This is a genomic window from Streptomyces sp. NBC_01689 (assembly GCF_036250675.1).
GTDB lineage: Bacteria > Actinomycetota > Actinomycetes > Streptomycetales > Streptomycetaceae > Streptomyces.
In genome coordinates this window covers 3093931-3115969 of the sequence record NZ_CP109592.1, presented here as the reverse complement: position 1 = coordinate 3115969, position 22039 = coordinate 3093931, and the positions used below count along the sequence as shown (strand labels likewise).

The window sequence follows — 22039 nt, the reverse complement described above, 5'->3', positions numbered from 1 at the left end:
TCTACCGCGCCTCCTGGTCGCTCTCGGGGACGCGTGCCGCCCACATCGGCAGCCGCTCCGTCCGCCGCTGGCCCGCCACGTTCTGCCGGGCCGACCGCTCGTTGTGCCCGCGCAGCGCGGTGTGCAGCCCGTCCCACAGCGTGCCGTCGGTCCGGTCACGCCGGTCGGGGTCGATCAGCACCACTCCGATCACCGGGATGCGCTGGTCCGCGAGCTGCCGCGCCACCGTGTGCAGCCATGCGGCGCTTCCGTGCCCGGCACGCACGACGAGCACCGTCTGCGTGCCGAGGTACTGCAGGTCCGTCCACGCCGTGCCGGGCGCCACCGAGCCGACACCGAGCCGGCGTTCCTGCGGGGGCATGTCGGCGGCACGCTCGCCGCTGACCACGGCCGGGTCTCCCGGCCTCGGCCGCCGGCCGGCGAGCTGCCGTCCGGGCAGACCGTCGACGACGGCCACCGGTCCGTCCGCTGCCAGGGCCCGGGCGAGGTCCAGGGCGATCACGCTCGCGCCGCGCGCACAGCCCAGTTCGAGCAGCGACACCGGATCGGCGGATCCGCGCACGGTGCGGGCCAGGGACGTGGTGAGCCGTTCGCGTGCCGCCCGGACCCGTCGGCGCCCCCACAGCGGGGGCGTCCGGCGCGGCAGCTCCGCGATCACCGACGCGCCGAGGTTCGCCGCGATGTCCCGGCGCAGCACGGGGCGGTCCGCCACCACCGTGCCGACCGCGGCCGCCGCGAGCCCGAGGACGAGACCGAGGACCAGCCCGATCGCGGCGTCGGTGGCGGCCGTCTTCGGCAAGGAGTGCTTCACCGCGCGCGGCGCGTCCACGATCTGTGTGCCGGCGACCAGTTGAGGCGTGCCGACGCGTGCCTCCGCGGCACGCTGGGCGAAATCGGTGATCCGCGAGGTGAGTTCGGCCCGCCGGGCGAAGAGCGACTCCAGGTTCGCCGAGGTGCCCGGCCCGCTCTCCGGAGTGCCCTTCCCGATCGCCTTGTTGACCTGGGCGAGTTCGGTCTGCATGCGGTCCCGCTGGTCGAGCAGCGCCTTGGACTCGGCGTCCGCGGCCGCCTGGATCCGCTTCACATGGTCCGCGACGAACGCGTCGGCCAGCGCCTTGGCGCGGGACACCGCTTCCGCGTCGCTGTCGGCCGTCACCGTGATCTGCATCAGGTTGTTGGTCAGCCCGACGCCCGTGTAGTCCCGCATGAAGTCCTCGGGCTTCTCACGGGAGTCGAGGGACCGCAGGGCCTGGTCGGCGATCCGCGTGGTCTGCAGCAGCGCGACATCGGTACGGATCAGCGTTCCGGGATCGTTCGGCTGGTCCTCCTGGTGCGCGACCAGCACCTTGGCCACCGCGGTCGGCGGAGTCGGCATCAGGACCGCCACCGCCGCGCCGACGAGCAGCCCGAGCAGCGCCATCGAGCCCCAGAGGCGGCGCCGCCTGCGGACCGCCACCACCAGTGCGTGCAGGTCGAGCAGCGGGGCGGCCGCCGACGACTCCGAAGATGTACTCGTCGTCACCTTGAACCTCCCCTTGCGTCGTGACCGACCGCGAGCACCGGTGCGGCGGCCTCCGCGGGCGGCCCGGCGGGCCGTGTCGTACGGGCCCGGACCGGGCCGGCGAGGACGATGCCGACGACCTCGTGCTTGGCGTCCACACACGCCTCGGCGATGCCGGAGAGCTCGGCCGCGGTCCAGCTGCCCGCGCTGAGCACCACCAGCGCACCGGACTCGGTGCCGCGGTCCGGCACCATCGGGTCGGACACCGAGACCTCGACCACCCGCAGCAGCGGATCGCCCCCGGCCTCGGTGACGAGCAGCCCCGCGGCCCGGCGGGCGATGGTGTCGCCGTCCGGGACGACCACCAGCAGCCGCCGGGGGGAAGGCAGTTGGTCCCGGAGCCGGGCGCACACCCGCCGGTAGCGGAGCCGCGTCCCGGCCTCGTCGCCGGACGTCCGCGGGGTCGGGATGTCCCAGCGGACGTCGACGCCCAGCAGCCGGCGGAACCGGGCCCGTACGCCACGGCCTCCCGGCCGGTGCGCGCGCCGGTCACCGGGGACGTCGACGGTACCCAGCAGGGCCGAACCCAGCGCCGCGGCGATCTCCGCCTGGGTGCGCAGCCGGCGGCTCATCCGCGCGGCGGTGAGGTGGCCGATCACCGCGACCAGGAAGAACAGCAGCGCCCCGGCGACGATGAGCTGGACCCTGGTCGGCGGTGCCTCGCCGGTCGGCCGGGCCGCCGACCCCATGACCACCATGTTGGCCTTGTTGGCGGCCGGGTCGGCCTGGTCCAGCTTGTTGACGGCCTCCTGCAGCGAGGTGCGCAGCTTCTCGAGCTCGGTGCGCGTCTGCACGCTCTCCACCGTCTGCCCGGGATCGGCCGCGTCGGCCAGCTCGGTGATGCGGCGGCTGGTCTGCACCACCATCTGCTGCAGTTCCTCGAGCTGCGCCGCCGCTTCGGGGTCGGCGTTGTCGTCCACGATCCGCGCGGCGAAGGTGACGAACTGCTGGGCCACCTGGTCGGAGAGCTGCTGCGCGCGCTCCGGGGTCTCGGCGGTGCCGGAGATCTTGATGATGTTGCCGTCGGTGGCCTTGGCACTCACCTGGTCCCGCAGGTCGCTGCCGCTGACCCCGGCCCAGCCGAGCGTGGTGGCCGCGCGGTCGACCACCACCGAACTGGTGGCGATCTCGGCCTGGGTCAGCAGCTCGCGGTCCTCCCACGCCCCCGGCAGCAGCACGGACGCCGATGTCGTGTAGCGCGGCGGAAACAGCAGGGAGACGCCGTAGCCGACGAGAGCGCCCACCAGGGCGAGGACGGCCAGGAGCCGCCAGCGCCGCCGGACGATCCGCCCGATCGTGACCAGCCGTATGGTGTCATCGCTCATCGCCGCCACCTCCGTCCTGCCCGGTCGGGACGCCCGCCGGCCCGGGAGCCCGGTCCCGGCAGGCGGCGGCGTACGCGGCCAGCAGCGATCGCTGGGAGTTCCGCCAGGAGAGCGGCCCGCCGATCCGCTCCCGGCCGAGCTTGCCCATCCGGGCCCGCTGCTCCGGATCGTCCAGCAGCAGCGCGACGAGCTTCGCGAACTCGGACTCGTCGTCGGCCGGCGCGTAGAGGGCGGCATCCCCGGCGGAGACGCGCGCCTCCCGGAGGTCGAACGAGACGATCGGCCGGCCCATCACCATGTACTCCAGGACCTTGTTCATGGTCGACACGTCGTTGAGCGGATTGTGCGGGTCGGGCGAGAGGCACACGTCCGCGGTGGACAGGTAGCGGACCAGGTCGGCGTCCGGGATGCGGCCGGTGAACTCCACCTGCTCCGCGAGCCCGAGCCGCCGGGAGAGGTCCACCATCGCGTCGAAGGTGTCGCCGGCGCCGACGAACACCGCGTGCCAGTCGGTCCGTCCGACCTCGTCGCGCAGCTTGGCGAGGGACCGCAGGGCGTAGTCGACGCCGTCCTGCGGGCCCATGACGCCGAGGTAGCACAGCAGATGAGGCTTGCCGCGCTTCAGCTCCGGCTCGGGCGGTACGGGACGGAACCGGTCGGTGTCGGGCGCGCTGCGCACCACGAAGACGTCCTCCGGGCGCCGGTGGCCACGGCGCACCGCGACGTCCCGGTAGCTCTCGTTCGTGGCGAGCACGACGTCCGCGGCCCGGTAGGTCCGCCGCTCCAGCGCGCACACGGCGCGGTAGAGCAGGTCCTCGCCGCGGCCGAACCGGGAGAGGTACAGCTCGGGCACCAGGTCGTGCTGGTCGAAGACGAACCGGGCTCCGCGCCGCTTCAGCCACAGCGCGGGCAGGAACAGCAGATCGGGCGGGTTGCAGGCGTGGACCACGTCGACCGGCCCGACCTTCCGGGCCAGCCGGAGCGTGTGCCACAACGCCGTTCCGTACTCGCGCAGATAGCCGGCCGGTCCTCCGGTGGCGGCGCGCAACGGGTAGCGGTGGATCCGCACCCCGTCGATCTCCGCCTCCGGCTCGGTGTCCCGTTTGCTTCCCTGCGGGCAGATGACGTGCACCGTCCAGCCCGCGTCGCGCAGTGTCGTGCACTCCTGCCACACTCGTCGGTCGAACGGCACCGACAGGTTCTCCACCAGGATCAGCGCACGCCGGCCCGGCCGTCCGCCACTGGTCGTGTTACCAAGCAAGGCCCATGTACCCCGGTTCGGTCCGTCGCGCGTCGGCATCGGGAAGGTGGATGAGGTCGATGATCACCGGGCCGTCGCCGCCGCGGGGCAGCGCCGACAGCACGGCCGGATCCCTGGTCCCGGCCAGGCACACCTCGGAATGGTCGAGCACCTCGTCGACGGAGTCCGCGAGGAGCTGCGCCAGGTGCGGCAGCCGGGTCTCGATGTACTCGCGGTTCGCCCCGAGCAGCCGGGAGAGGCTCACGTTGGCGTCGTAGATCCGCAGGTCGTAGCCCTTGCCGAAGAGCCTCTCCGCCAGCTCCACGAGCGGGCTCTCGCGCAGGTCGTCCGTGCCGGGCTTGAAAGACAGCCCGAACAGCCCGATCCGGCGCTTGCCGGTGCGCTCGACCAGCTCCACCGCCCGCTGCAGATGGTCGGAGTTGGAGGGCAGCACATGGGAGAGGATGGGCACCGACACGTCGGCCCGCTGCGCCGCGTGGACCAGACTGCGCAGGTCCTTGGGCAGGCAGGAGCCGCCGAAGGCGAACCCGGGCCGCAGGTAGGCGGAGCTGATGTTCAGCTTGCGGTCGGCGAGGAACACGTCCATGACCTGGTGCGAGTCCACCCCGAGCGCCTGGCACACCGCGCCCAGCTCGTTGGCGAAGCCGATCTTGAGGCCGTGGAACGCGTTGTCCGCGTACTTGATCGCCTCGGCCGTCGGGACCGGCACCCGGAACACCTCGCCGGGCAGCCCCTCGTACAGCGACGCCACCGCGTCCCCGCTCGCCCGGTCGAGCTCGCCGATGACCGTCTTCGGCGGGTCGAAGAAGTCCCGCACGCTGGTGCCCTCGCGCAGGAACTCCGGGTTGACCGCGACCCCGACATCGACTCCGGCGGTGCCGCCGACGTACTTCTCCAGGATCGGCACCAGGAGGTTCAGGCAGGTGCCCGGCAGCATGGTGCTGCGGAACACCACGGTGTGCCGGCCGCCCCGCTCGGCCAGCGCGGCCCCGATCTGCTCGGTGACCCGCTCCAAGTAGGTGGTGCACAGGCTGCCGTTGGGCTCGGACGGCGTGCCCACGCAGACCAGCGACACCTCGCTGTCCATGATCGCCTCGCGGACGTCACCGGTGGCGCGCAGCGCTCCGGTCCGCACGACGTCGGCGATGAGCTCGCCGATACGTTCCTCCACCACCGGGGCCTTGCCGTCGTTGACCAGGTCCACCTTCACCTGGCTGACGTCCACCCCGACGACCTCGTGACCCATGCTGGCCAGGCACGCGGCCGACACGCAGCCCACGTAGCCGAGCCCGAAAACGCTGACTCTCATGACTCGTTCCTCCCCCCAGGCAGGCCTTTGCGGCCTGCGGTCCGCGCACCGGCCTGACGGCGGCGTCGGCACATCAGTAGGCCCCCTGCCCGTACAGCACCGCCCGCAGCGTCTTCCAGAGGATCACCGTGTCCAGGGCGAGCGACCAGTCCTCCACGTACCGCAGGTCCAGCCGCACCGCCTCCTCCCAGGACAGGTCGCTGCGTCCGCTGATCTGCCACAGCCCGGTGAGTCCGGGCTTGACCAGCAGCCGCCGCCGGATGTCCGGACCGTAGGCGGCGGACTCCTCCGGCAGCGGGGGCCGCGGACCGACGAGCGACATCGATCCGGCGAGCACGTTGAAGAGCTGCGGGAGCTCGTCGAGCGAGTACCGGCGCAGCACCGTCCCCACCCGGGTCACCCGCGGGTCGCGGCGGACCTTGAACAGCAGTCCGGCGCCCTCGTCGCGGGCGGCCAGCGCGGCCCGTGCCGCGTGCGCCCCGGCCACCATGGTCCGGAACTTGAGGATGGTGAACTCGCGGCCGTCCTTGCCGACTCTTCGCTGGCGGTAGAAGGCCCCGCCCCGGCTGTCGGCGAGCACGAGCAGTCCGACGAACACCATCAGCGGCGAGAACAGCAGCAACAGGATCGCCGCGCCCAGCCGGTCGACGACCTCCTTGACCGCCCGGCGTCCCCCGGTGAAGGTCGGCATGCTGACCCGCAGCAGCGGGATCCCGAGCACCGCGTCGATGTGCAGCCGCGGGCCGGCCACCTCCATCAGCACGGGGGCCACGACCATCTCGGCGTCGCTGCCCTCGAGGTTCCAGGCCAGCCGCTGCAGCCGGGCCGGCGACCAGTGCGGGTCCGGGGTGACCGCGACGACACGGTAGCCGTCGCGGCGGACGTGGTTCGCGACGTCCGTCAGCCGGCCGACCACCCGCACACCGTCGAGCTCGCCGTCGAGCCCGAGGCCGTCCGTCGTGCACACCGCGTCCACCCGCCAGCCCAGGTGCGGGAACTTGCGGGTCCGGTTGATCAGGTCGCGCACGGTGGCCGGGCTTCCGGCGGCGAGCACCGGTCGCAGACACCGGCCTTCCTTCCGCTGTCTGTGCAGCCACAGGCGCAGCAGGTACCGCGCGGTCATGGTGACGAGCGCGATCGCCGGGATCGCGACGAAGATCCAGAGCTTGATGTTGCGCGAGGTGAGGGCGATCCCGCCCAGCGCCAGGACGACGGTCGCCGCGAACAGCGAGCGTCCGAGCCGGCGGAACTCCTCGGCCCCCTGGCCGAGTACGGCCGGAGCCCACGCGCGGCCGATGGCGAGGGCCGCCAGCACCAGCAGTTCGGTGCCGAAGGCCAGGATCCCCCACTTCTCGTGCCAGTTGGCCGCGTCCCGGGCCCCGAAGAAGTTGCCGATCGCCGCCACCACGCACGCGGTGGCCACGGTGTCACTGGTGATCACGGCACGCCGGTACCGCTGTTCCCAGTCGATGGCTGTCTGGCTGACGGTCCCGTCCGTCAGACGCTCGCGCGCCGACGGAAACGGGCTGACCACTCCCCCTTGCCGCACAAGACCCCCCAGGTCCCCAGTGGTTCGGCGTGATCGCCGCACCCTGTACGTAGCCTCGGGAGGCCCCCGCCCCCCGTGCCGCGCTGTTCCTCCCCACAGGAGGCCCCCGCCTCCCGCGCTGTCGATCACGCCGTGAGGCCCCCGCCTCCCGAACTGTTCCTCCCCTCGGGAGGCCCCCGCCCTCCCGCACAGTTCTCCGGGAGGCCCCCAGCCTCCCGCGCATGACATTCCCGGCTTCCGTCAGAGCTGTTCGAACAACTCGTCCCGGCGGCGGCGGGTTCGTACGGCCCGCCGGAGCGGCGAGGCGTACGGGAACCCGTCGAAACCCCGGATGCCCCCGCATCCGAAGCCGCCTCTCGGCTCCAAGAACTGATCACCCCCACGTCCGGTGCAGTAGAGCCTTGCTACAGGCTTTCCATAGCGCCGGAACTAAAGATCATTGTTGATCGCCTCGTCTCCGAACAGCTGAAGCACGGTCAATCTAGACCATCAAGGCCGGTATGAAGAGAGGGTTGTGTGTAATTTGTGCTCAAGGTTTCCGGCCACGCCCGCCGAGCGGGTGATCTCCCGCGCGCGCGGTGGAGCCGCCGTGTGCCGCGGCGGCGCCCCCGGTCAGGGCGTGTCTTCCGGGCGGCGGTGACCGATGAGCTGCGGCAGGCGTTCCGCGGCGCCCGCTCCAGGAGCGCCGCCCCGGTGACCGCGCACCCCGACCGCCGGGACCCGGACACCTGAAGGACACTCAACTCCCGTCCGACGTACGGACATGGGCGACGCCGTGCGGCCAGGGGCGGGGCGGGGTCCCACTCCGCGAGCGGTGGCGCGGCCCCTACCAGTAGGTGCGCGTGATCCTGTCGGGCAGCCGGCCCCGCCGCTCCGTCTCCAGAAAGATCAGCGAGGCGATGATCAGGAAAACGTGACGGAGTTCCTGGTCCGGGGCGGGGTTCTCCACGGTCCCGGCACTCTTGTCGAGAAGCATCTCACCCAGGGGAATACCCTCCGGCGTGCAGGGTCTGGCGACCGATTCCGCCGGGTCGACCAGGATGTTTCCGGTGAGCCCTTCCGCGGTTTCCCAGGCGTGAACGGAACCCGTTTCAAGATCGGCGATCTTTCTGCACGCCCATGATGCCGTCACGGCCGTTCCGCCTGTTCATCGGTGCCACTCATTGAATAAACAATTCCGTTTATCGATCCGTCCGAAAATCGCCCTGCTATCGACCGGTGCCGGTGCCGGTGCCGAGGGCGCGGGCGGCCGTCATCCGCCGGCGTGGTCCTCGACCAGTTCGCCGATGAACGCGAGCAGGGCGTCGGCTCGGTGACGGTCCTCGCGCTGACCGCGCAGCCTCTCGTCGAGCCGCCGGAGCCCGGCCAGCGCGGCCGGGTCCCCGCGTCTCACCTCGTCGAGCAGCGGGGTGGTGATCACGTCCAGGCACGCGGTGAACAGGAGCCGTGTGGCCGGCGCGGGGGGACCCGGATCCGGGTCGGCGAACCCGGTCGTCAGATACCGGACGGGATCGGTGAGGCTCCAGCCGACGACGGTGCCGTGCTGGACGACGAGCGCCAGGCCGGGGGCGATGCCGACGCGGGCGTCCAGCGGTTCGTCCAGGACGTCGAGATCGCGCAGACACGTCAGCACGGCGTCGCCGGGGGCGCGGCAGAGCTCCGAGGCCACCTCCAGGCGGAAGTCCCGGGCGTCGTCCGCGCGCAGGCCGCCCGGACGGACGGGGGGTGCGGCGGGGAGACGGGCGGAGTCCTCGGGGTCGGCGGCCTCACCGGCGATCTGGAACTCGGCACCGACCAGCTCCCGCCGCTCCTTGTCGAACCGGAGCTCGTCGGGCGTGTCCCACAGCCAGGGCCCGCTGCCGAAGGTGTCGAGAAGGAACCGGCCGCGTTCCTCGACGTTCGCGTACCTCCCGACGCGCACCCGGAAGTCCCTGAAGTCGAAACGCGGGGCGAGGTGCAGGGGAGTGCCCGTCACCGTCGCGGTCCAGTCGTCGTCGATGGTGACGCTCATGGTGGATGCCACGTCATCTGACCCTCTCTGCGGGAGGCATATAGCCGTTCTTGGCCGGAATCCTGCCCTCCACCACGTCTTCGTGCGTGATCGGCGAACCGGGGTCGGTCCGCAGACCGCCCAGCGCCTCGGCTCCGGAGGGACCCTTGATCCCGGACGAACCGTATGCCGTGATGACGTTGCCCGCCCCGGTCCGGTCGGCGCGGACCACCACGATGTCCTCCCCCTTGCGGAAGATCAGGTTTCCGCTGCCCGCTGTCGAGTGGTACACCGCGTCCGGCTTCTTGAGGATGTCCATGACCATGTCCTCGGTGAACCCGTGGTCGTCCGCGTGGTAGTTGCCCGCCTTCTTGATCTTCCCGTCCCGTGCCCTCTCGATGACGTCGTCCATGGCCTTCAGGGCGTCGTCCCGCGCCTTCTGGGCCTTCTCCTCCTTCGTGTACTTGGGCATGAGGCCCAGCGGGTCGCACCCCGTGTGCGGATTGTCGACGTAGCCGAGCGGGTTCGGCGCGGGGCCGAGCCCGAGGGGGTCCGGAGAGGTGTAGCGGCCCGTCTCCGGGTCGTAGTGGCGGAAGCAGTTGTAGTGGAGCCCGGTCTCGGGGTCGTAGTACTGACCCGGGAAGCGGAGCGGGGTGTAGGCACCGCTGTCCCGGGCCCAGGCCGTGGCGCCCCAGAGCGTGCTGCGGGTGCGCCAGGCGATGTCGCCCGTCTCGTCGACGAGTTCGGTCGGTGTGCCGACGAGGTCCGTGGCGATGGCGAAGAACCGCCGGTCGATCTCCTCCTGCCGGGCGTCGGCCGTGAGGATGCGCTCGGTCTGGGCGAGCGGGACGACGTCGCGGTGGTCCCAGGTGAGGGCGACGGTGCCCGGGGCGTCCGGCCGGCTGGTGGTCTGCTCGCACAGGGTGAGGCCGTCCCAGGTGAAGCGGACCTCCTCCACCACGCTCTCGCCGTCGGCCGCCAGCCGCTGCTTCGCGGTGCGCCGGCCCAGCGGGTCGTAGCGGTACCTCCACCGGGTCCCGTCGGGGGTGATGACCGAGGTGAGGCGGTTCTCCGTGTCCCAGGTGTAGCGCCAGGTGTCGGGCCCGCGGGAGAGGCGGGTCTTCTGCCGCAGGATGACCCGGCCGAGCGCGTCGTGCTCGAAACGGACGCCTCCGGCACGGGTGATGCCGGTCCCGGAGTAGGCCCGTGGTCCGGTGGCCTCGCTGCCGGGATGGCTGTCCGGCCAGGACGCCGCGGTCTGGTTGCCGGTGTCGTCGTAGGCGTACCGCTCCGTCCAGCGCCGGGCGTGGACGGCGGTGACCCGGCCGAGCGGGTCGAGATCGAAGGTGCGGGTGCCCGACAGTCCGTCGGTGACGGACGTCGGGCGGCCGTCCGCGCGATAGGTGTAGGAACGGCTGTTGACGGCGCGCTCCCCGGCGCTGATGTGCTGCGCGCGGAGTCGCCCGGCCTCGTCCCAGTCGGAGGTGACGGTGAGCGCGCCGCCGAGCACGCGGGTGAGTTCGCGGCCCGCGGAGTCGTGGGTGAAGTCGATGTGCCGGCCGCCGGTGGTGAGCCGGCGGGTTCGTCCGTCGACGCCGTAGGAGTAGGTGGTGACGTGACCCGTCGGGGTGGTGCGGCGCCTGCGGCGGCCCAGCTCGTCGTAGGAGTGGACAAGCGGACGGCCGTCCACCAGCTCGACCTTGACCTGTCCGCGACGGTCGTACTGGTACCGGAGCTCGCCGTCCGGGCCCACCGCCTCCAGCAGCCGTCCCGCCCTGTCGTAGCCGTAGGTCGTCGTCCGGCCGTCGACGTCCTTGCGGATCACCTGGCCGAGCCGGTCGCGTACGAACGAGACGGTGCCGCCGAGCGCGTCGACCCGCTCGGCGAGCCGGCCCGCGGCGTCCGTGCGGTAGGTCAGGGTGCGTCCGTCGAAGTCGGTCTCGGACACGATGTCGCCGACCGCGTCGTACACGTAGTCCCAGGTGAGCCCCTGTGGTCCGGTGACGCGGGTGAGGCGCAGGTCGTTGTCGTGCGTGAACGTGTAACGGGTGCCGTCGGGCCGGGTGGTGGCGAGCGGCAGGTCGAAGTGGGTGTACTCGTAGCGGGAGACGCCACCGGACGCGTCGGTGTGGGTGAGGCAGTTGCCCTCGCCGTCCCAGGTCCATGACTGCGTGGCGCCGCCCGGGTCGGTGCGGCGCACGAGCCGTCCGTCCTCGTTCCACTCCAGAGCGGTGATCTCACCCGAGGGGCCGGTGACGCGGACCGGCCGGCCGAACCCGTCCCGCTCGGTGCGCTGGACCGAGCCGTCGGGCCCGGTCACCTCCACCGGCAGTCCCGCCGCGTCGCACCGCACCCGGGTCGTGGCCCCGACCGGGTCGGTGACCGAGACCGGACGGCCGGCGGCGTCGTGTACCCAGCGGGTGGTGAGGCCCGCCGGGTCGGTGACCGCGGTGCGGTTGCCGAACGCGTCGTACTCGTACGTCCGGCGGGAGCCGTCCGGTCCGACGGCCTCCACCGGCAGCCCGAACGGGCCCCGGACCAGGCGCTGTTCGCCGCCGTCGGGGTCGGTGACCGTGAGCAGCCGGCCGTCCTCGTCGTAGCCGAAGGAGGTGGTGGCGCCGAGCGGGTCGGTTCGGGAGCGCAGGTTGCCGCTCGGGTCGTAGCGGAACCGGGTCGTGCGGCCCAGCGCGTCCGTGGTGGCGAGGACGCGGCAGCCGGGGCCGATCAGATGCCGGGTGGTGCGGCCGTCGGCGGTGGTCAGCGCGGTCGTCCGGTGGCCGGTGGCGGGGTCCGGCCCGGTGTAGGACAGGGTGATCTGGACGTGCCCGGCCTCGCCGCCCTCGGCGACGACGCGGTGGGCGTCGTCGTAGACGTAGTCGTAGCGGTGCCCGTTGGAGTCGGTCCAGGCGATGACACGGCGGTGCTCGTCGTAGAGGAACGTGGTGACGGCGCCCGACGGCCTGGTGACGGTGGTGAGGTTGCCGTCCTCGTACCCGTAGCCCAGTACCGGGAGGTCCGCGCCGTTCTCGCCCGCGCCGGCCAGGGACAGCGCGGTGACCCGGCCGTCGGCGGTCGACAGCCGCACCTGGTGACCCGCCGAGTGGACGAGGGCCAGCGGCAGGCCGTCCTCGGTCCGGTCGACCGTGACGCTGTGGCCGAACCGGTCGGTGACACCGGACAGCCAGGCCGTGCCGTCGCCCCCCGGCTCGACCGCGGCCGGGGCGGCGAAGTGCCGGACCGGGCCGCCGTCGGGCTCGGCGAGGGTGTAGTCACCGTCCGCGTCCCGGGAGAGGAGCGTGCGGAACCTCTCCGTGGACGGCCGGGTCGGCCGGGTCGGCAGCCCGGGGACCGGGTGCGGGTACGGGACGAGCAGCCCGTCGGCGGTGACGTGGACGACACCGATCGCGTCGATCTCCAGGCGCTCGTCGACGGTGGACGGCCAGGCCGCCCCCAGGAAGCGGCCGGTCGCGCAGCCGGACTCGGTGCGGCGGGTGAGGACCAGCGGCAGGACGCCCGGTATCTCCAGGTCGGTCTGGGGCAGGAACATACGGCCCGAGGCGAGGTCCACCGGGTCGGTGCCGTCGGTGAGGCGCTCGCCGTCCGGCCGGTGGTGGGTCCCGTCCGGGGCGTCGTCGACCAGCCTGCGCAGCCGCGCGGCCTCGGCGGCGTCCTCGGCGGCACGCGCGCCCTTCACCGCCGCTCCACCGCCGTCGGTGGCCACGGTCAGCACGATGTCGGGGATCAGCCGGCCGAACCCCTCGGCCGGGTCCTTCATGAAGTCCTTGACCATCTGGGTGCCGGTGCCGACCGGGTCGTTCGCGGCCACGACCAGACCGGCGGCCAGACTGTTCAGCGACGTGGCGTACTCGGCCGGGTGCGTGAGGTTGTACGGGTCCATCGGGTCGATGCCGCGCACGAAGTTCAGCAGCCCCGCCGTCCCCTTGACGAGACCGCCGCCGACGTGGTCGCTCATGATCTGCAGCTCTTGGAGCCCGTCGCCCGCCTGCTGTGCGTACGACGGCTTCTCCGGAGCCAGGTCGCGGGCGGCGCGGATCGCCGAACGCGCCGTCTCCGCCGCCGAGTTCCGCTGCCTGCGCGCCTCGGTGAGGATGTCCTGCGCGTCCTTCATGAGCTTCTTGCCGGGGTCGTCGAACGTCGCCGCGGGCCTGGCCGGAAGCGAGGCCGGGTCACGCTTGTCCGCGGGCTGGGCGTTGTAGCGGTCGACGGCGCTGTTGTAGTCGTCGATCTTCTTGCGGTGGGCGTCGGCGGCGTCCTCGGAAGCCTTGACGCCCTCCTTCCACTTGTCGATCGCCGTCTGCGCCTGCCCCTGCGCCCAGGTGACCGTGCCGGCGAACGCGTCGAGCGCGCTGATCGCCTTCACACAGGCGTTGGCGGCGGAGTACCACCGGTGCGGCTGGGTGCCCACCGCGGTGCGCAGCGCCTCGGCCGTCTCCCCCTTGAGCCGGGACGAGTCGAGGCCGCGGAGCCCGTCGCCGGTCCCGTCGAAGGAGGACTCGAAGGCGCGGAGCTTCTCGGCGGTGGCGTTGAGCTTGCCCGGACTGCCGTAGATCAGCTTGGTCTTGTCCTCGGTCTGCCCGAGGTCCATCTCGTCGACCTCGGCGCCCATCCGGTCGGCGACCGAACGGGACTGCTCGCGCACCCAGTCGGCGCCGGACTCCCAGCCGACGTCGTCGAGCCGGTCGGCGGTCCAGTTGCCCGCGTCCTCGACCCGGTTCCCCGCCCACTCGACGCCGTCCTCGATCGCGTCCTCGACCGAGTCGGGCGTGATGTCACTGATGAAGTCGCCTATGCCCACGCTCAGTTCCCCCCGGACTCGCCCTGCGACGGCTCCTGCTGGGCGCGTTCGTCCGGCGACGGGCCGAAGGTGTCGTCCAGCGCCTGGTTCCACTGGTCGTCGGAGATGCCGAACGCGTGGTTGAGCAGCTCCGACTGACGGCCGCCCTGCCCCTCGGTGAGCACGGTGCGGCCGGTGTCCTTCCAGGTCTGTTCCATGTCCTGGCCGGCCTTGTCGAACGACTCGGCACTCCAGTCCGGATTCAGGTAGTCCGGGGTGAAGATGTCGCCCCAGTCCTGCTTGGCGATGTCCTCCTCGCTCGCGTGCGGGTTCCCGCCGAACAGGGAGTTGGCGCCCACCTTGAGGGAGCCCGCGATGTACTGGTCCTCCTCCCACACCGTGCCCGCCGCGAGCCCCAGACGGTTCGCGATCGCGGAGGCGTCCCGCACCAGGGCGCGCACCCCCCATTCCCAGCGCTCGCAGAAGTCCTCGAAGTCGACCGCGAGGCCGTGGTGCCCCGCCTCCATCCCGTTCATCGACAGTCCCGAGAAGCCCTTTCCCAGCACCGCGCCGGTGGGGCCGCCGAGTTCGCCGAGCTGGTCGATCGTCGCCCCCATGCCCTGGGTGAACTTGGTGACCGAGGCCTTGTCGAGACGCAGGTCCGCGTCGTCGCCGCTCATGCCCGAGCCTCCCTTCCGTTCGCGTCCGCTCCCGCGTCCCCGTCCGCGCCGACGGCGTCCTCACCCGCGTCCGGCGCGCCCGGACCCGCCTGCGCCGCAGGCGTACCGGCGTCGACGGCGGCCGTGTCCGGCACGATGCCGACGACCGGCGGGAAGAACATCGACCCGTCCTCGGTGGCGATGTCGACGGCGAGCCCGGCGGGCTCGCCGAGTGCGGGGACGATCTCGTCGACGATGCGCGCACCCAGCAACGCCGCGTAGTCCACGGGCTGTTCGCCGGACGCGTGGTGCAGGGCGAACCTGGCCAGTGCGGTCTCGTCGGTGAACCCGCAGATCCACCGCACCCCGCCCGAACGCACCGACCAGAGACCGCCGTCGGCCACCGGAACCAGAAGGACCGAGCGGCGCATCTCACCGACCAGGGCGCGTGGATCGTCGCCTCCCCGTCTCCGGTCGGCGATGCGCTCCGCCAGCTTCCCGTCCGGCTGCCGCACGGTTCCTCCCCGTTCCTGAGTGACTGATCGCGCGTCCTGGGTGACTGATCGCACCATAGAGCGGGACGCGTGGGAAGGAGGAGACGGTTCGCCTTCCGGGCAGGGCGCCGTGGTCGGATTCCGTGAAGGTCCGCCCGACGGCGGCCCGTGCGCGCCGGTCCGGCCGGGTTTCCGCGACGGCCCTTCCAGGCGGCTGTTCGTGGGGCCTCGCCGGACCCGGACCAGGACCAGACCCGGACCGGCGGCGCTAGCGGGGGCTCGTGGGTGTCAGCCGGATGTCCGTGCTGGACAGCGTCATGGGGGAGGCGGAGACGGCGCGCAGCCGGATCCGTACGCCGGAGCCGGGGAGGGTGAACCTGCCGTCGGGCGGCAGGATCTCGTAACGGGCCGAAGCGTGCCGTCCGAGGGTGGCCGGGCCGGAGGCGATGGACCAGTAGCGGCTCATGCCCTGGCCGGTGGTGAGGGTGAAGTGCGGACTGAGCGCGTGGTCACCGAGGTTGGTGACCCGCACGGTGAGCGCGGTCACGGCCTTCGTGGCCCGGCGCGCGCCGACGACTTCCATCCGCAGTGGTGGCGAGCCCGTCACCGCCAGCGTCGCCGCCGCGGCGGCGGGGGCCAGCAGGAGCACGGCCGCGACGATGCGCGCGCGTTGTCCGCGCGGCCCGCGCAGCGGCGCGGGCCGGGGCTGCCAGGCGGCCGCGAAGGCCTGCGGGGGCGCGGTGACGGCGGCGGCCAGCCACAGCGGCGTCATCATCAGGTAGTAGCCGTCCTGGGAGCGCGTCGCCACGTAGAACGCGCACCAGGGCAGCACCGTCGCCGCGGGCCCGAGCCGCCGTACGAAGAGGACGTAGAGGCCCAGCAGACCGGCGGCCAGGAGCAGACTGGCGTGCGAGTACCAGGCCAGCCGGCCGCTGCCGTCGGTGAAGTAGAGCGAGACGCCGACCAGGCCCTGGCCGTGGATGTTGGCCTTCTGGGTGAGCGGCAGCAGGATCCCGCCGAGCCAGGTGCGCGGCTCGCTCACGATGAAGTAGGCGTTGATCAGCAGCCAGGTGATGGCGGCCACGCCGGCGATCCTGCCCACGGCCAGCGCTGCCCCGCGCGGGCCCAGATCGGCCCGGCGCAGGGCGTGGACGCCGGCCAGCAGGAAGGGCGTGAGGAACCAAGGCAGTTGCTGGGAGGCGCAGGCCGCGCCCAGGCACGCCGCCCGCGCCCAGTCGGCCGGGCCGCCGTACCCCATGCGCGGCCAGCCCACCACCACCGGGACGAGCAGGGCGCAGGCGACGATCGCCGGGTAGCCGAGCCGGGCGTACGCGGGCAGCAGGCCGAGACCGAGACAGACCAGCGTGGCCGCCGAGCGCCACTGCACGGGCAGCATCCGCCACATCACGACCGTGGCCACGATCAGGGCCGCGGTGCTGACCAGGACGGCCGGGGCCGCTCCGTGCCCGACCCACAGCAGGGGCGCGGTGAGCAGCAGCGGCAACGGCGGGTACCCGTACGTGAAGTCGTAGCCGCCGGTCATCGTCGGGGTGAGGGCGATGCCGTGCTGGGCGAAGAGCCACGGCCACGGCTGGCCGTAGACCCGGTGACCGGCGACGAACTCGCGCGCGGCCTGCGCGGTGAGGACCGATTCGTCACTTCCCGAGTGGTACATGGCGTACCCGCACACGGCGAGCGCCACCGCCGTCACCAGGACGACGAGGTCGAGGCGGGCCAGGGTGCGGGAGCGGCGGGCGACCAGGGCGAGAACGCCGGTCACCAGGATCGAGGCGTAGCAGACCGAGATGACCGCGGCGACGGGAAGCCGGTGGCTCGCCGCCGCCGTCCACATCGGGCGGGTGCCGATGAAGAGGCTGATGTCGGCGAGCAGCGTCAGCACGCGGTGCCACTGAGCGGGCGCCTCTTCCGAAGGTGCCTCGGTGCGGGCCCGTAGGCGGATGGTGGACGGCCTCATGTCTGCCAGGTACACGGGTTGGGACGGTATGTCCCGCAGTTGAAGGGGGTGCGGGTGGACGTGAAGAGTCCGGTGTGAGGGCGGTAAGAAGCGCGTCGGAGGCTCATGCGTGGGAGAGGGAGACCTCGGTGGACTTGATGAGCGCCACGACCGGCGAGCCCGCGGCCAGGCCCAGTTCGGTGACCGCGTCCCTGGTGATCGCGGAGGTCAGCTCACCGCCCGCGACCGTGAGCCGGACGCGGGCCATCGCACCGCCGGTGGCGACATCGGTGACCGTGCCGGGGAGCTGGTTGCGGATGCTCACCCCGGCGACCGGACCGGTCGCCAGGGACACCTCCGTCGACTTGACGAGCGCGCGGACCAAGGAGCCCCGTGCGAGGCCCAGATCCTCGACGGCCTCCGTGGTGACGGCCGCCGTCAGGTCCTGGCCGCCGTCGAGACGGAGCCTGACCGTCGTCATCACCGCGCCGGAGGTGACGGAGGTGACGGTGCCGGGCAGCTGGTTGCGGATGCTCAGGCTCATGGGTGCGCCTCGATTGCGGTCCGGATGGTCGGTTTGCGCCAATTATGTGTGCCGCGCGCCGTACGGGACGGACGTCACGGGCCGTGTCTCCCGCGCGTCGCGGCCGGGTTCCCCGAATCCACCCGCGTGGTCAGGTCCGGGTACCGGCACACGGCTCCGCGTCCCAGCCTCGGGTCCGCGTCCCGGCCCCGGGTCCCGATGCGCCCTCCGCCGGGTTCGCGCCGTCAGTACACGTCCCGGACGTACCGCTTGTCCGCCGCGAGCTGTCTGACGTGGGCGGCGGCCTCCGCCTCGTCCAGGCCGCCGTGCGCCACGGCGATGTCCCGCAGCGCGCGGTCGACGTCCTTGGCCATCCGTGCCGCGTCCCCGCACACGTAGAGGCTGGCGCCGCCCTGGAGCCAGCGCCAGAGCTCGGGCCCGTGCTCGCGCATCCGGTCCTGCACGTAGACCTTGGCGCGCCGGTCCCGCGAGAACGCGGTGTCGAGGCGGCCGAGCGTGCCGTCTTCGAGCAGCGCGGTCAGCTCGCGTTCGTAGTAGAAGTCGGTGGCGCGGTGCCGCTCGCCGAAGAACAGCCAGTTCGGCGCCCGGTGACCGAGTGCCCGACGCTCCTCCAGGAAGCCGACGAACGGCGCCACCCCGGTGCCGGGGCCCACCATCACCATCGGGGTCGCGGGGTCGGCCGGTGGCCTGAAGTGCGGTGACCGCTGGACGAAGACCGGCACGCGCGCCCCCGGCCCGGCGTCGGCCAGGAAGGGGGAGCAGACCCCGCCGCGCGGCCGGCCGGCCGGGTTCTCGTAGCGCACGACGGAGACGGTCAGGGCGACCCGGTGCGGATCGACGAGCGGGCTGGACGAGATCGAGTACAGCCGGGGCCGCAGCCGGCCGAACACCCCGGCCCACTCGTGCGCGGGGGCGCGCACCGGATGCGCGGACACCACGTCCGCGGACTGCCTGCACCACGACCACCGTGCGAGCCCGTCCTTGTTGTCCGGCCGCAACAGCTTCCGCAACTCCCGCCCGTCCCGGTGACGTTCGCTCACGAAGCGCAACAGGGCCGGGGTGATCCGGGTGATGTCCAGATGCCGCAGGAGTGCTTCCTCGAAGGGAACCTCCCCGACGCCCTCGATCTCGACCGGAGTCGGCCCGTGCGCTCCGGTGAGTTCCAGCCATTCGGCCACGAGCCCGGGGGAGTTGACGGGCCGTACGCCGAGCGCGTCCCCCGCCTCGTACGTCAGCGGGCTCTCGCTCTCCCGGGTGTCGAAGGTGAACCGGCGGACCTCCTTGCCTGCGCCGGGCAGGCTCAGCAGCCGGTTGCCGGTGAGCCGGGCGGTACCGGCGGCCGGCCCGGACCGGGCCGCGCGGGATGCCTCCGGCGGCTCCGCGCCCGCGTCGGGCCGGGGCGGACGGGGAGGCGCCGCGTCCGCGCCGGGTCCGAGCGCCGCGTCCGCGCCGGGTCGGGGCGCCGCTCCGGCGCCGGTGCCGGGCGCTGCCGCCGTGCTGGGGTCAGAGGGTGCTGCCGCCGTGCCGAGCGCGGTGAGGACCCGTCGCAGCCAGCCGTCCGCGGCGGGTTCGTACTCCGGTTCGCAGTCCGTGCGTGGGGTCAGCCGCTCGGCGCCCAACTCGCGCAGCCGTGCGTCCAGTCGACGCCCGTGGCCGCAGAAGTCGCCGTACGAGGAGTCGCCGAGCGCCAGCACGGCATAACGCACTCCGTCCAGGCGGGGGGCCTCCCGGCCGGACAGCGTGTCCCACAGGCCGGATCCGTTGTCGGGCGCGTCCCCGTCCCCGAACGTGCTGGTGACGAAGAGCAGATCGGCGCCGTGGGCCAGCGAACCGGCGTCCGTCTCGTCCATGCCGACCAGCCGGGCCCGGTGCCCGTGCGTGCCGAGCCGTTCGGCGGCGGACGCGGCGCACTCCTCGGCGTTCCCGGTCTGCGAGGCCCACAGCACGAGGACCTCACGGCCGGCCGCGATCGATGCGGACCCGGATCCGGACCCGGACAAGGGCCCGGCTCCGGCTACGGATGCGGTCGTCGGAGCCGGAGCCGGAGCCGGGGGCGGCGGGGACGGGGGCGTGGTGCGGGAGTACATCCCGGCGAGCGCGCCGTTGACCCAGAGCGTGTGCCCGGGGGTGAGGGGAGCGTCCGGCGGGAGGACGGGGACGCCGGGAAGACCGGAGCCGAGCCCGGCCAGGAAGCCCGTGAGGTAGAGGCGTTCGGCGGAGGACAGGACGGGCGGCGGCGCGGGCTCCAGGCCGAGGCCGCGCGCGGACAGGTCCGCGGGGCCGCCGTCCGCGGGAGGGGCGGCGGGACGCGCGCGTGCGACGGCGTCCCCGTGCCCGGCCGTCCCGCCGGGCTCGTCCAGGGGGTGGCCCGGCCGTACGCCGGGGTCTCCCCGCTCCACTGCGGCCGCCACCCGTGTCAGCGACACCGCGCACACCTTGAACTCCGGCTGGAAGGACACCGGGTCCACCGCGTCGCCCGTCACGGCGTTGATGCTCAGGTACTCCCCGAACAGGTCGTTCCAGTGGAAGGGCGCGAACACACAGCCCGGCAGCACCCGTTCGGTCACCACCGCCGGGAGCACCGCCCGCCCGCGCCGGGAGGCGACCTCCACCGCGTCGCCCTCCGTGACGCCGAGGGACTCCGCGTCCCGCGGGTGCAGTTCCACGAACGGGCCGGGGTTGAGCCTGTTGAGCCGTGCCACCTTCCCCGTCTTGGTCAGCGTGTGCCACTGGTGGGGCAGCCGGCCGGTGTTGAGGACGAACGGGAAGTCGTCGTCGGGCATCTCGGCGGGCGGCAGATGCGGCCGTGCGTGGAACGCCGCACGCCCGCTCGCGGTGGGGAACGACAGTTCCGCCCCCCGCCCGTACCGGATCGGATTGCGCCGGGGTCCGTCCGCCCGGGCGACGGGCCACTGCACGGGCCCGCCCCGCAGCCGCTCGTACGACGCACCCCGAAGGTCCCACCCGGTCCTCGGGTTCCAGGCCCGCTTGATCTCCTCGAAGACCTGCTCGGCGCTCTCGTACGAGAACCCCTCCTCGTAGCCCATCGCGCGGGCGACGGCCGCGATGACGCGCCAGTCCGCCATCGCCTCGCCGGGCGGATCGACGGCCGGCCGGGCCAGCGTCAGGGTGCGTTCGCTGTTGACGAGGACGCCCTCCGCCTCCGTCCACAGCGCGCCCGGCAGGACGACATCGGCGTACGCGTTGGTCTCGGTCTCCTCGAACACGTCCTGGGTGACGACGAATTCGGCCGCCTCCAGGGCCTCGACGACCGTGCGGCGGTGGGCGACGGAGGCGACGGGGTTGGTGCAGATGATCCAGCAGGCCTTGATGTCGCCGTCGGCCATCCTCCGGAACATCTCGACGGTGCCCCGCCCCACCCCGTCCTCGCGGACGGTCCCGTCCGGCAGCCCCCACAACTCCTCGACGAAGGACCGGTCCTCGTCCACCAGCACCGACCGCTGTCCGGGCAGTCCCGGCCCCATGTACCCCATCTCGCGACCACCCATGGCGTTGGGCTGCCCGGTGAGGGAGAACGGCCCGCTGCCCGGACGGCAGATGGCGCCCGTCGCGAGATGCAGGTTGACCAGGGCGTTGGTGTTCCAGGTGCCGTGCGTCGACTGGTTGAGGCCCATCGTCCAGCAACTCGTCCACGCACCGGCCTCGCCGATCAGCCGCGCCGCCGTCCGGATGTCCTCCTCGGGGACACCGGTGATCCCCGCGACCACGGCGGGCGGATAGCCGGCGAGGAACGCGGGCATCGCCTCCCAGCCCTCGGTGTGCCGGGCGATGAACCCGGCGTCCGTGTGACCGTTCTCGTGCAGCAGGTGCAGCAGGCCGTTGAGGAGCGCGAGGTCGGTGCCCGGCCGGACGGGCAGGTACAGATCCGCCTTCTCCGCGGTCGCGGTGCGCCGCGGGTCGACGACGATCAGCCGGGCGCCCGCCTTGACGCGCTCCATGAGCCGCAGGAAGAGAACCGGGTGACAGTCCGCCATGTTCGAGCCGATGACGAGGAAGACGTCGGCGCGGTCGAGATCGTCGTACGACCCCGGGGGACCGTCGGCGCCGAGGGACAGTTTGTATCCGGCGCCCGCACTCGCCATGCACAGGCGGGAGTTCGACTCGATCTGGTTCGTCCGCACGAAGCCCTTGGCCAGTTTGTTCGCCAGGTACTGCGCCTCCAGGCTCATCTGCCCGGAGACGTAGAAGGCGACCGCGTCCGGCCCGTGTTCGTCGATGATCGCGCGCAGCCGTCCGGCGGTCTCGGCGAGCGCCGCGTCGACGGGCACGGGCTTCGCCTCCCCGCCGCGCTCCGTCCGCAGGAGCGCCGTGGTCAGCCGCCCGGGCGCGGCCAGCATGTCGGCGGTCGTCGCGCCCTTGGTGCACAGCCGGCCCGCGTTCGCGGGGTGCGCCTTGTCACCGGACGCCTTCAGGACCGTACGCCGTCCGTCGGGACCGGCGCCGACGTCGAGGACCAGACCACAGCCGACACCGCAGTACGAGCAGACGGTCCGTACCTGCTCGGTGGCGGCCTGTGGACCCTGTGCCGTCACGGACGGCCCCTCTCGTCTCTCGCCGGTGCGTGCCGCGGCCGAGCG

Annotated in this window: 13 protein-coding genes; all 13 read right to left on the bottom strand. The window is 72.7% G+C overall.

Annotated elements, in window-relative coordinates:
• Position 1 precedes the first annotated feature (1 nt).
• The 13 genes from OG776_RS13115 to OG776_RS13055 all read right to left on the bottom strand — a co-directional run bounded on the left by OG776_RS13115 (position 2) and on the right by OG776_RS13055 (position 21994).
• Entirely contained in the window at positions 2-1522 is a 1521-nt protein-coding gene (locus OG776_RS13115; RefSeq protein ID WP_148010941.1) for a Wzz/FepE/Etk N-terminal domain-containing protein, read from the bottom strand.
• A complete protein-coding gene (locus OG776_RS13110) occupies positions 1519-2886 on the bottom strand; it encodes a Wzz/FepE/Etk N-terminal domain-containing protein (RefSeq protein WP_329320755.1) in 1368 nt (455 codons plus the stop codon). The genes OG776_RS13115 and OG776_RS13110 overlap by 4 nt, the downstream gene beginning before the upstream one ends.
• Positions 2876-4147, bottom strand: coding sequence for a glycosyltransferase family 4 protein (locus OG776_RS13105; RefSeq protein ID WP_148010943.1), 1272 nt, complete (start codon positions 4145-4147; stop codon positions 2876-2878). The genes OG776_RS13110 and OG776_RS13105 overlap by 11 nt, the downstream gene beginning before the upstream one ends.
• Entirely contained in the window at positions 4137-5456 is a 1320-nt protein-coding gene (locus tag OG776_RS13100) for a nucleotide sugar dehydrogenase (protein ID WP_148010944.1), read from the bottom strand. The genes OG776_RS13105 and OG776_RS13100 overlap by 11 nt, the downstream gene beginning before the upstream one ends.
• Before the next feature lie 73 nt (positions 5457-5529).
• On the bottom strand, positions 5530-7005 hold the full coding sequence (locus OG776_RS13095; RefSeq protein ID WP_329320751.1) for a sugar transferase: 1476 nt from the start codon (positions 7003-7005) through the stop codon (positions 5530-5532).
• A gap of 826 nt (positions 7006-7831) precedes the next feature.
• Positions 7832-7981 carry a hypothetical protein gene (locus OG776_RS13090; RefSeq protein WP_187286088.1) on the bottom strand — a complete coding sequence of 50 codons (150 nt, stop codon included), beginning with the start codon at positions 7979-7981 and terminating at the stop codon, positions 7832-7834.
• Between the two features lie 276 nt (positions 7982-8257).
• Entirely contained in the window at positions 8258-9028 is a 771-nt protein-coding gene (locus OG776_RS13085) for a hypothetical protein (RefSeq protein ID WP_329320748.1), read from the bottom strand.
• A 1-nt stretch (position 9029) separates the two neighbouring features.
• Positions 9030-13811: a putative T7SS-secreted protein gene (locus OG776_RS13080; protein ID WP_329320747.1), complete on the bottom strand. Its 4782-nt coding sequence runs from the start codon at positions 13809-13811 to the stop codon at positions 9030-9032.
• Positions 13812-13813: 2 nt separating this feature from the next.
• A complete protein-coding gene (locus OG776_RS13075; RefSeq protein WP_148013278.1) occupies positions 13814-14470 on the bottom strand; it encodes a hypothetical protein in 657 nt (218 codons plus the stop codon).
• Positions 14467-14880, bottom strand: a complete 414-nt coding sequence (locus OG776_RS13070; RefSeq protein ID WP_261994949.1) for a hypothetical protein — start codon at positions 14878-14880, stop codon at positions 14467-14469. Before OG776_RS13070 ends, OG776_RS13075 begins: the two co-directional genes overlap by 4 nt.
• 331 nt (positions 14881-15211) lie before the next feature.
• Positions 15212-16918, bottom strand: a complete 1707-nt coding sequence (locus OG776_RS13065; protein WP_148013277.1) for a hypothetical protein — start codon at positions 16916-16918, stop codon at positions 15212-15214.
• Positions 16919-17021: 103 nt separating this feature from the next.
• A complete protein-coding gene (locus OG776_RS13060; RefSeq protein WP_148013276.1) occupies positions 17022-17441 on the bottom strand; it encodes a TOBE domain-containing protein in 420 nt (139 codons plus the stop codon).
• Between the two features lie 224 nt (positions 17442-17665).
• Positions 17666-21994 carry a bifunctional nitrate reductase/sulfite reductase flavoprotein subunit alpha gene (locus tag OG776_RS13055; RefSeq protein WP_329320744.1) on the bottom strand — a complete coding sequence of 1443 codons (4329 nt, stop codon included), beginning with the start codon at positions 21992-21994 and terminating at the stop codon, positions 17666-17668.
• Between the last annotated feature and the right edge of the window lie 45 nt (positions 21995-22039).

Excerpts from the sequence above, each read along its gene's own strand:
- OG776_RS13070 (WP_261994949.1), bottom strand. The coding sequence starts at position 14,880 with ATGCGCCGCTCGGTCCTTCTGGTTCCGGTGGCCGACGGCGGTCTCTGG.
- OG776_RS13090 (WP_187286088.1), bottom strand. The coding sequence starts at position 7,981 with ATGCTTCTCGACAAGAGTGCCGGGACCGTGGAGAACCCCGCCCCGGAC.
- OG776_RS13075 (WP_148013278.1), bottom strand. The coding sequence starts at position 14,470 with ATGAGCGGCGACGACGCGGACCTGCGTCTCGACAAGGCCTCGGTCACC.
- OG776_RS13060 (WP_148013276.1), bottom strand. The coding sequence starts at position 17,441 with ATGAGCCTGAGCATCCGCAACCAGCTGCCCGGCACCGTCACCTCCGTC.
- OG776_RS13100 (WP_148010944.1), bottom strand. The coding sequence starts at position 5,456 with ATGAGAGTCAGCGTTTTCGGGCTCGGCTACGTGGGCTGCGTGTCGGCC.
- OG776_RS13065 (WP_148013277.1), bottom strand. The coding sequence starts at position 16,918 with ATGAGGCCGTCCACCATCCGCCTACGGGCCCGCACCGAGGCACCTTCG.
- OG776_RS13110 (WP_329320755.1), bottom strand. The coding sequence starts at position 2,886 with ATGAGCGATGACACCATACGGCTGGTCACGATCGGGCGGATCGTCCGG.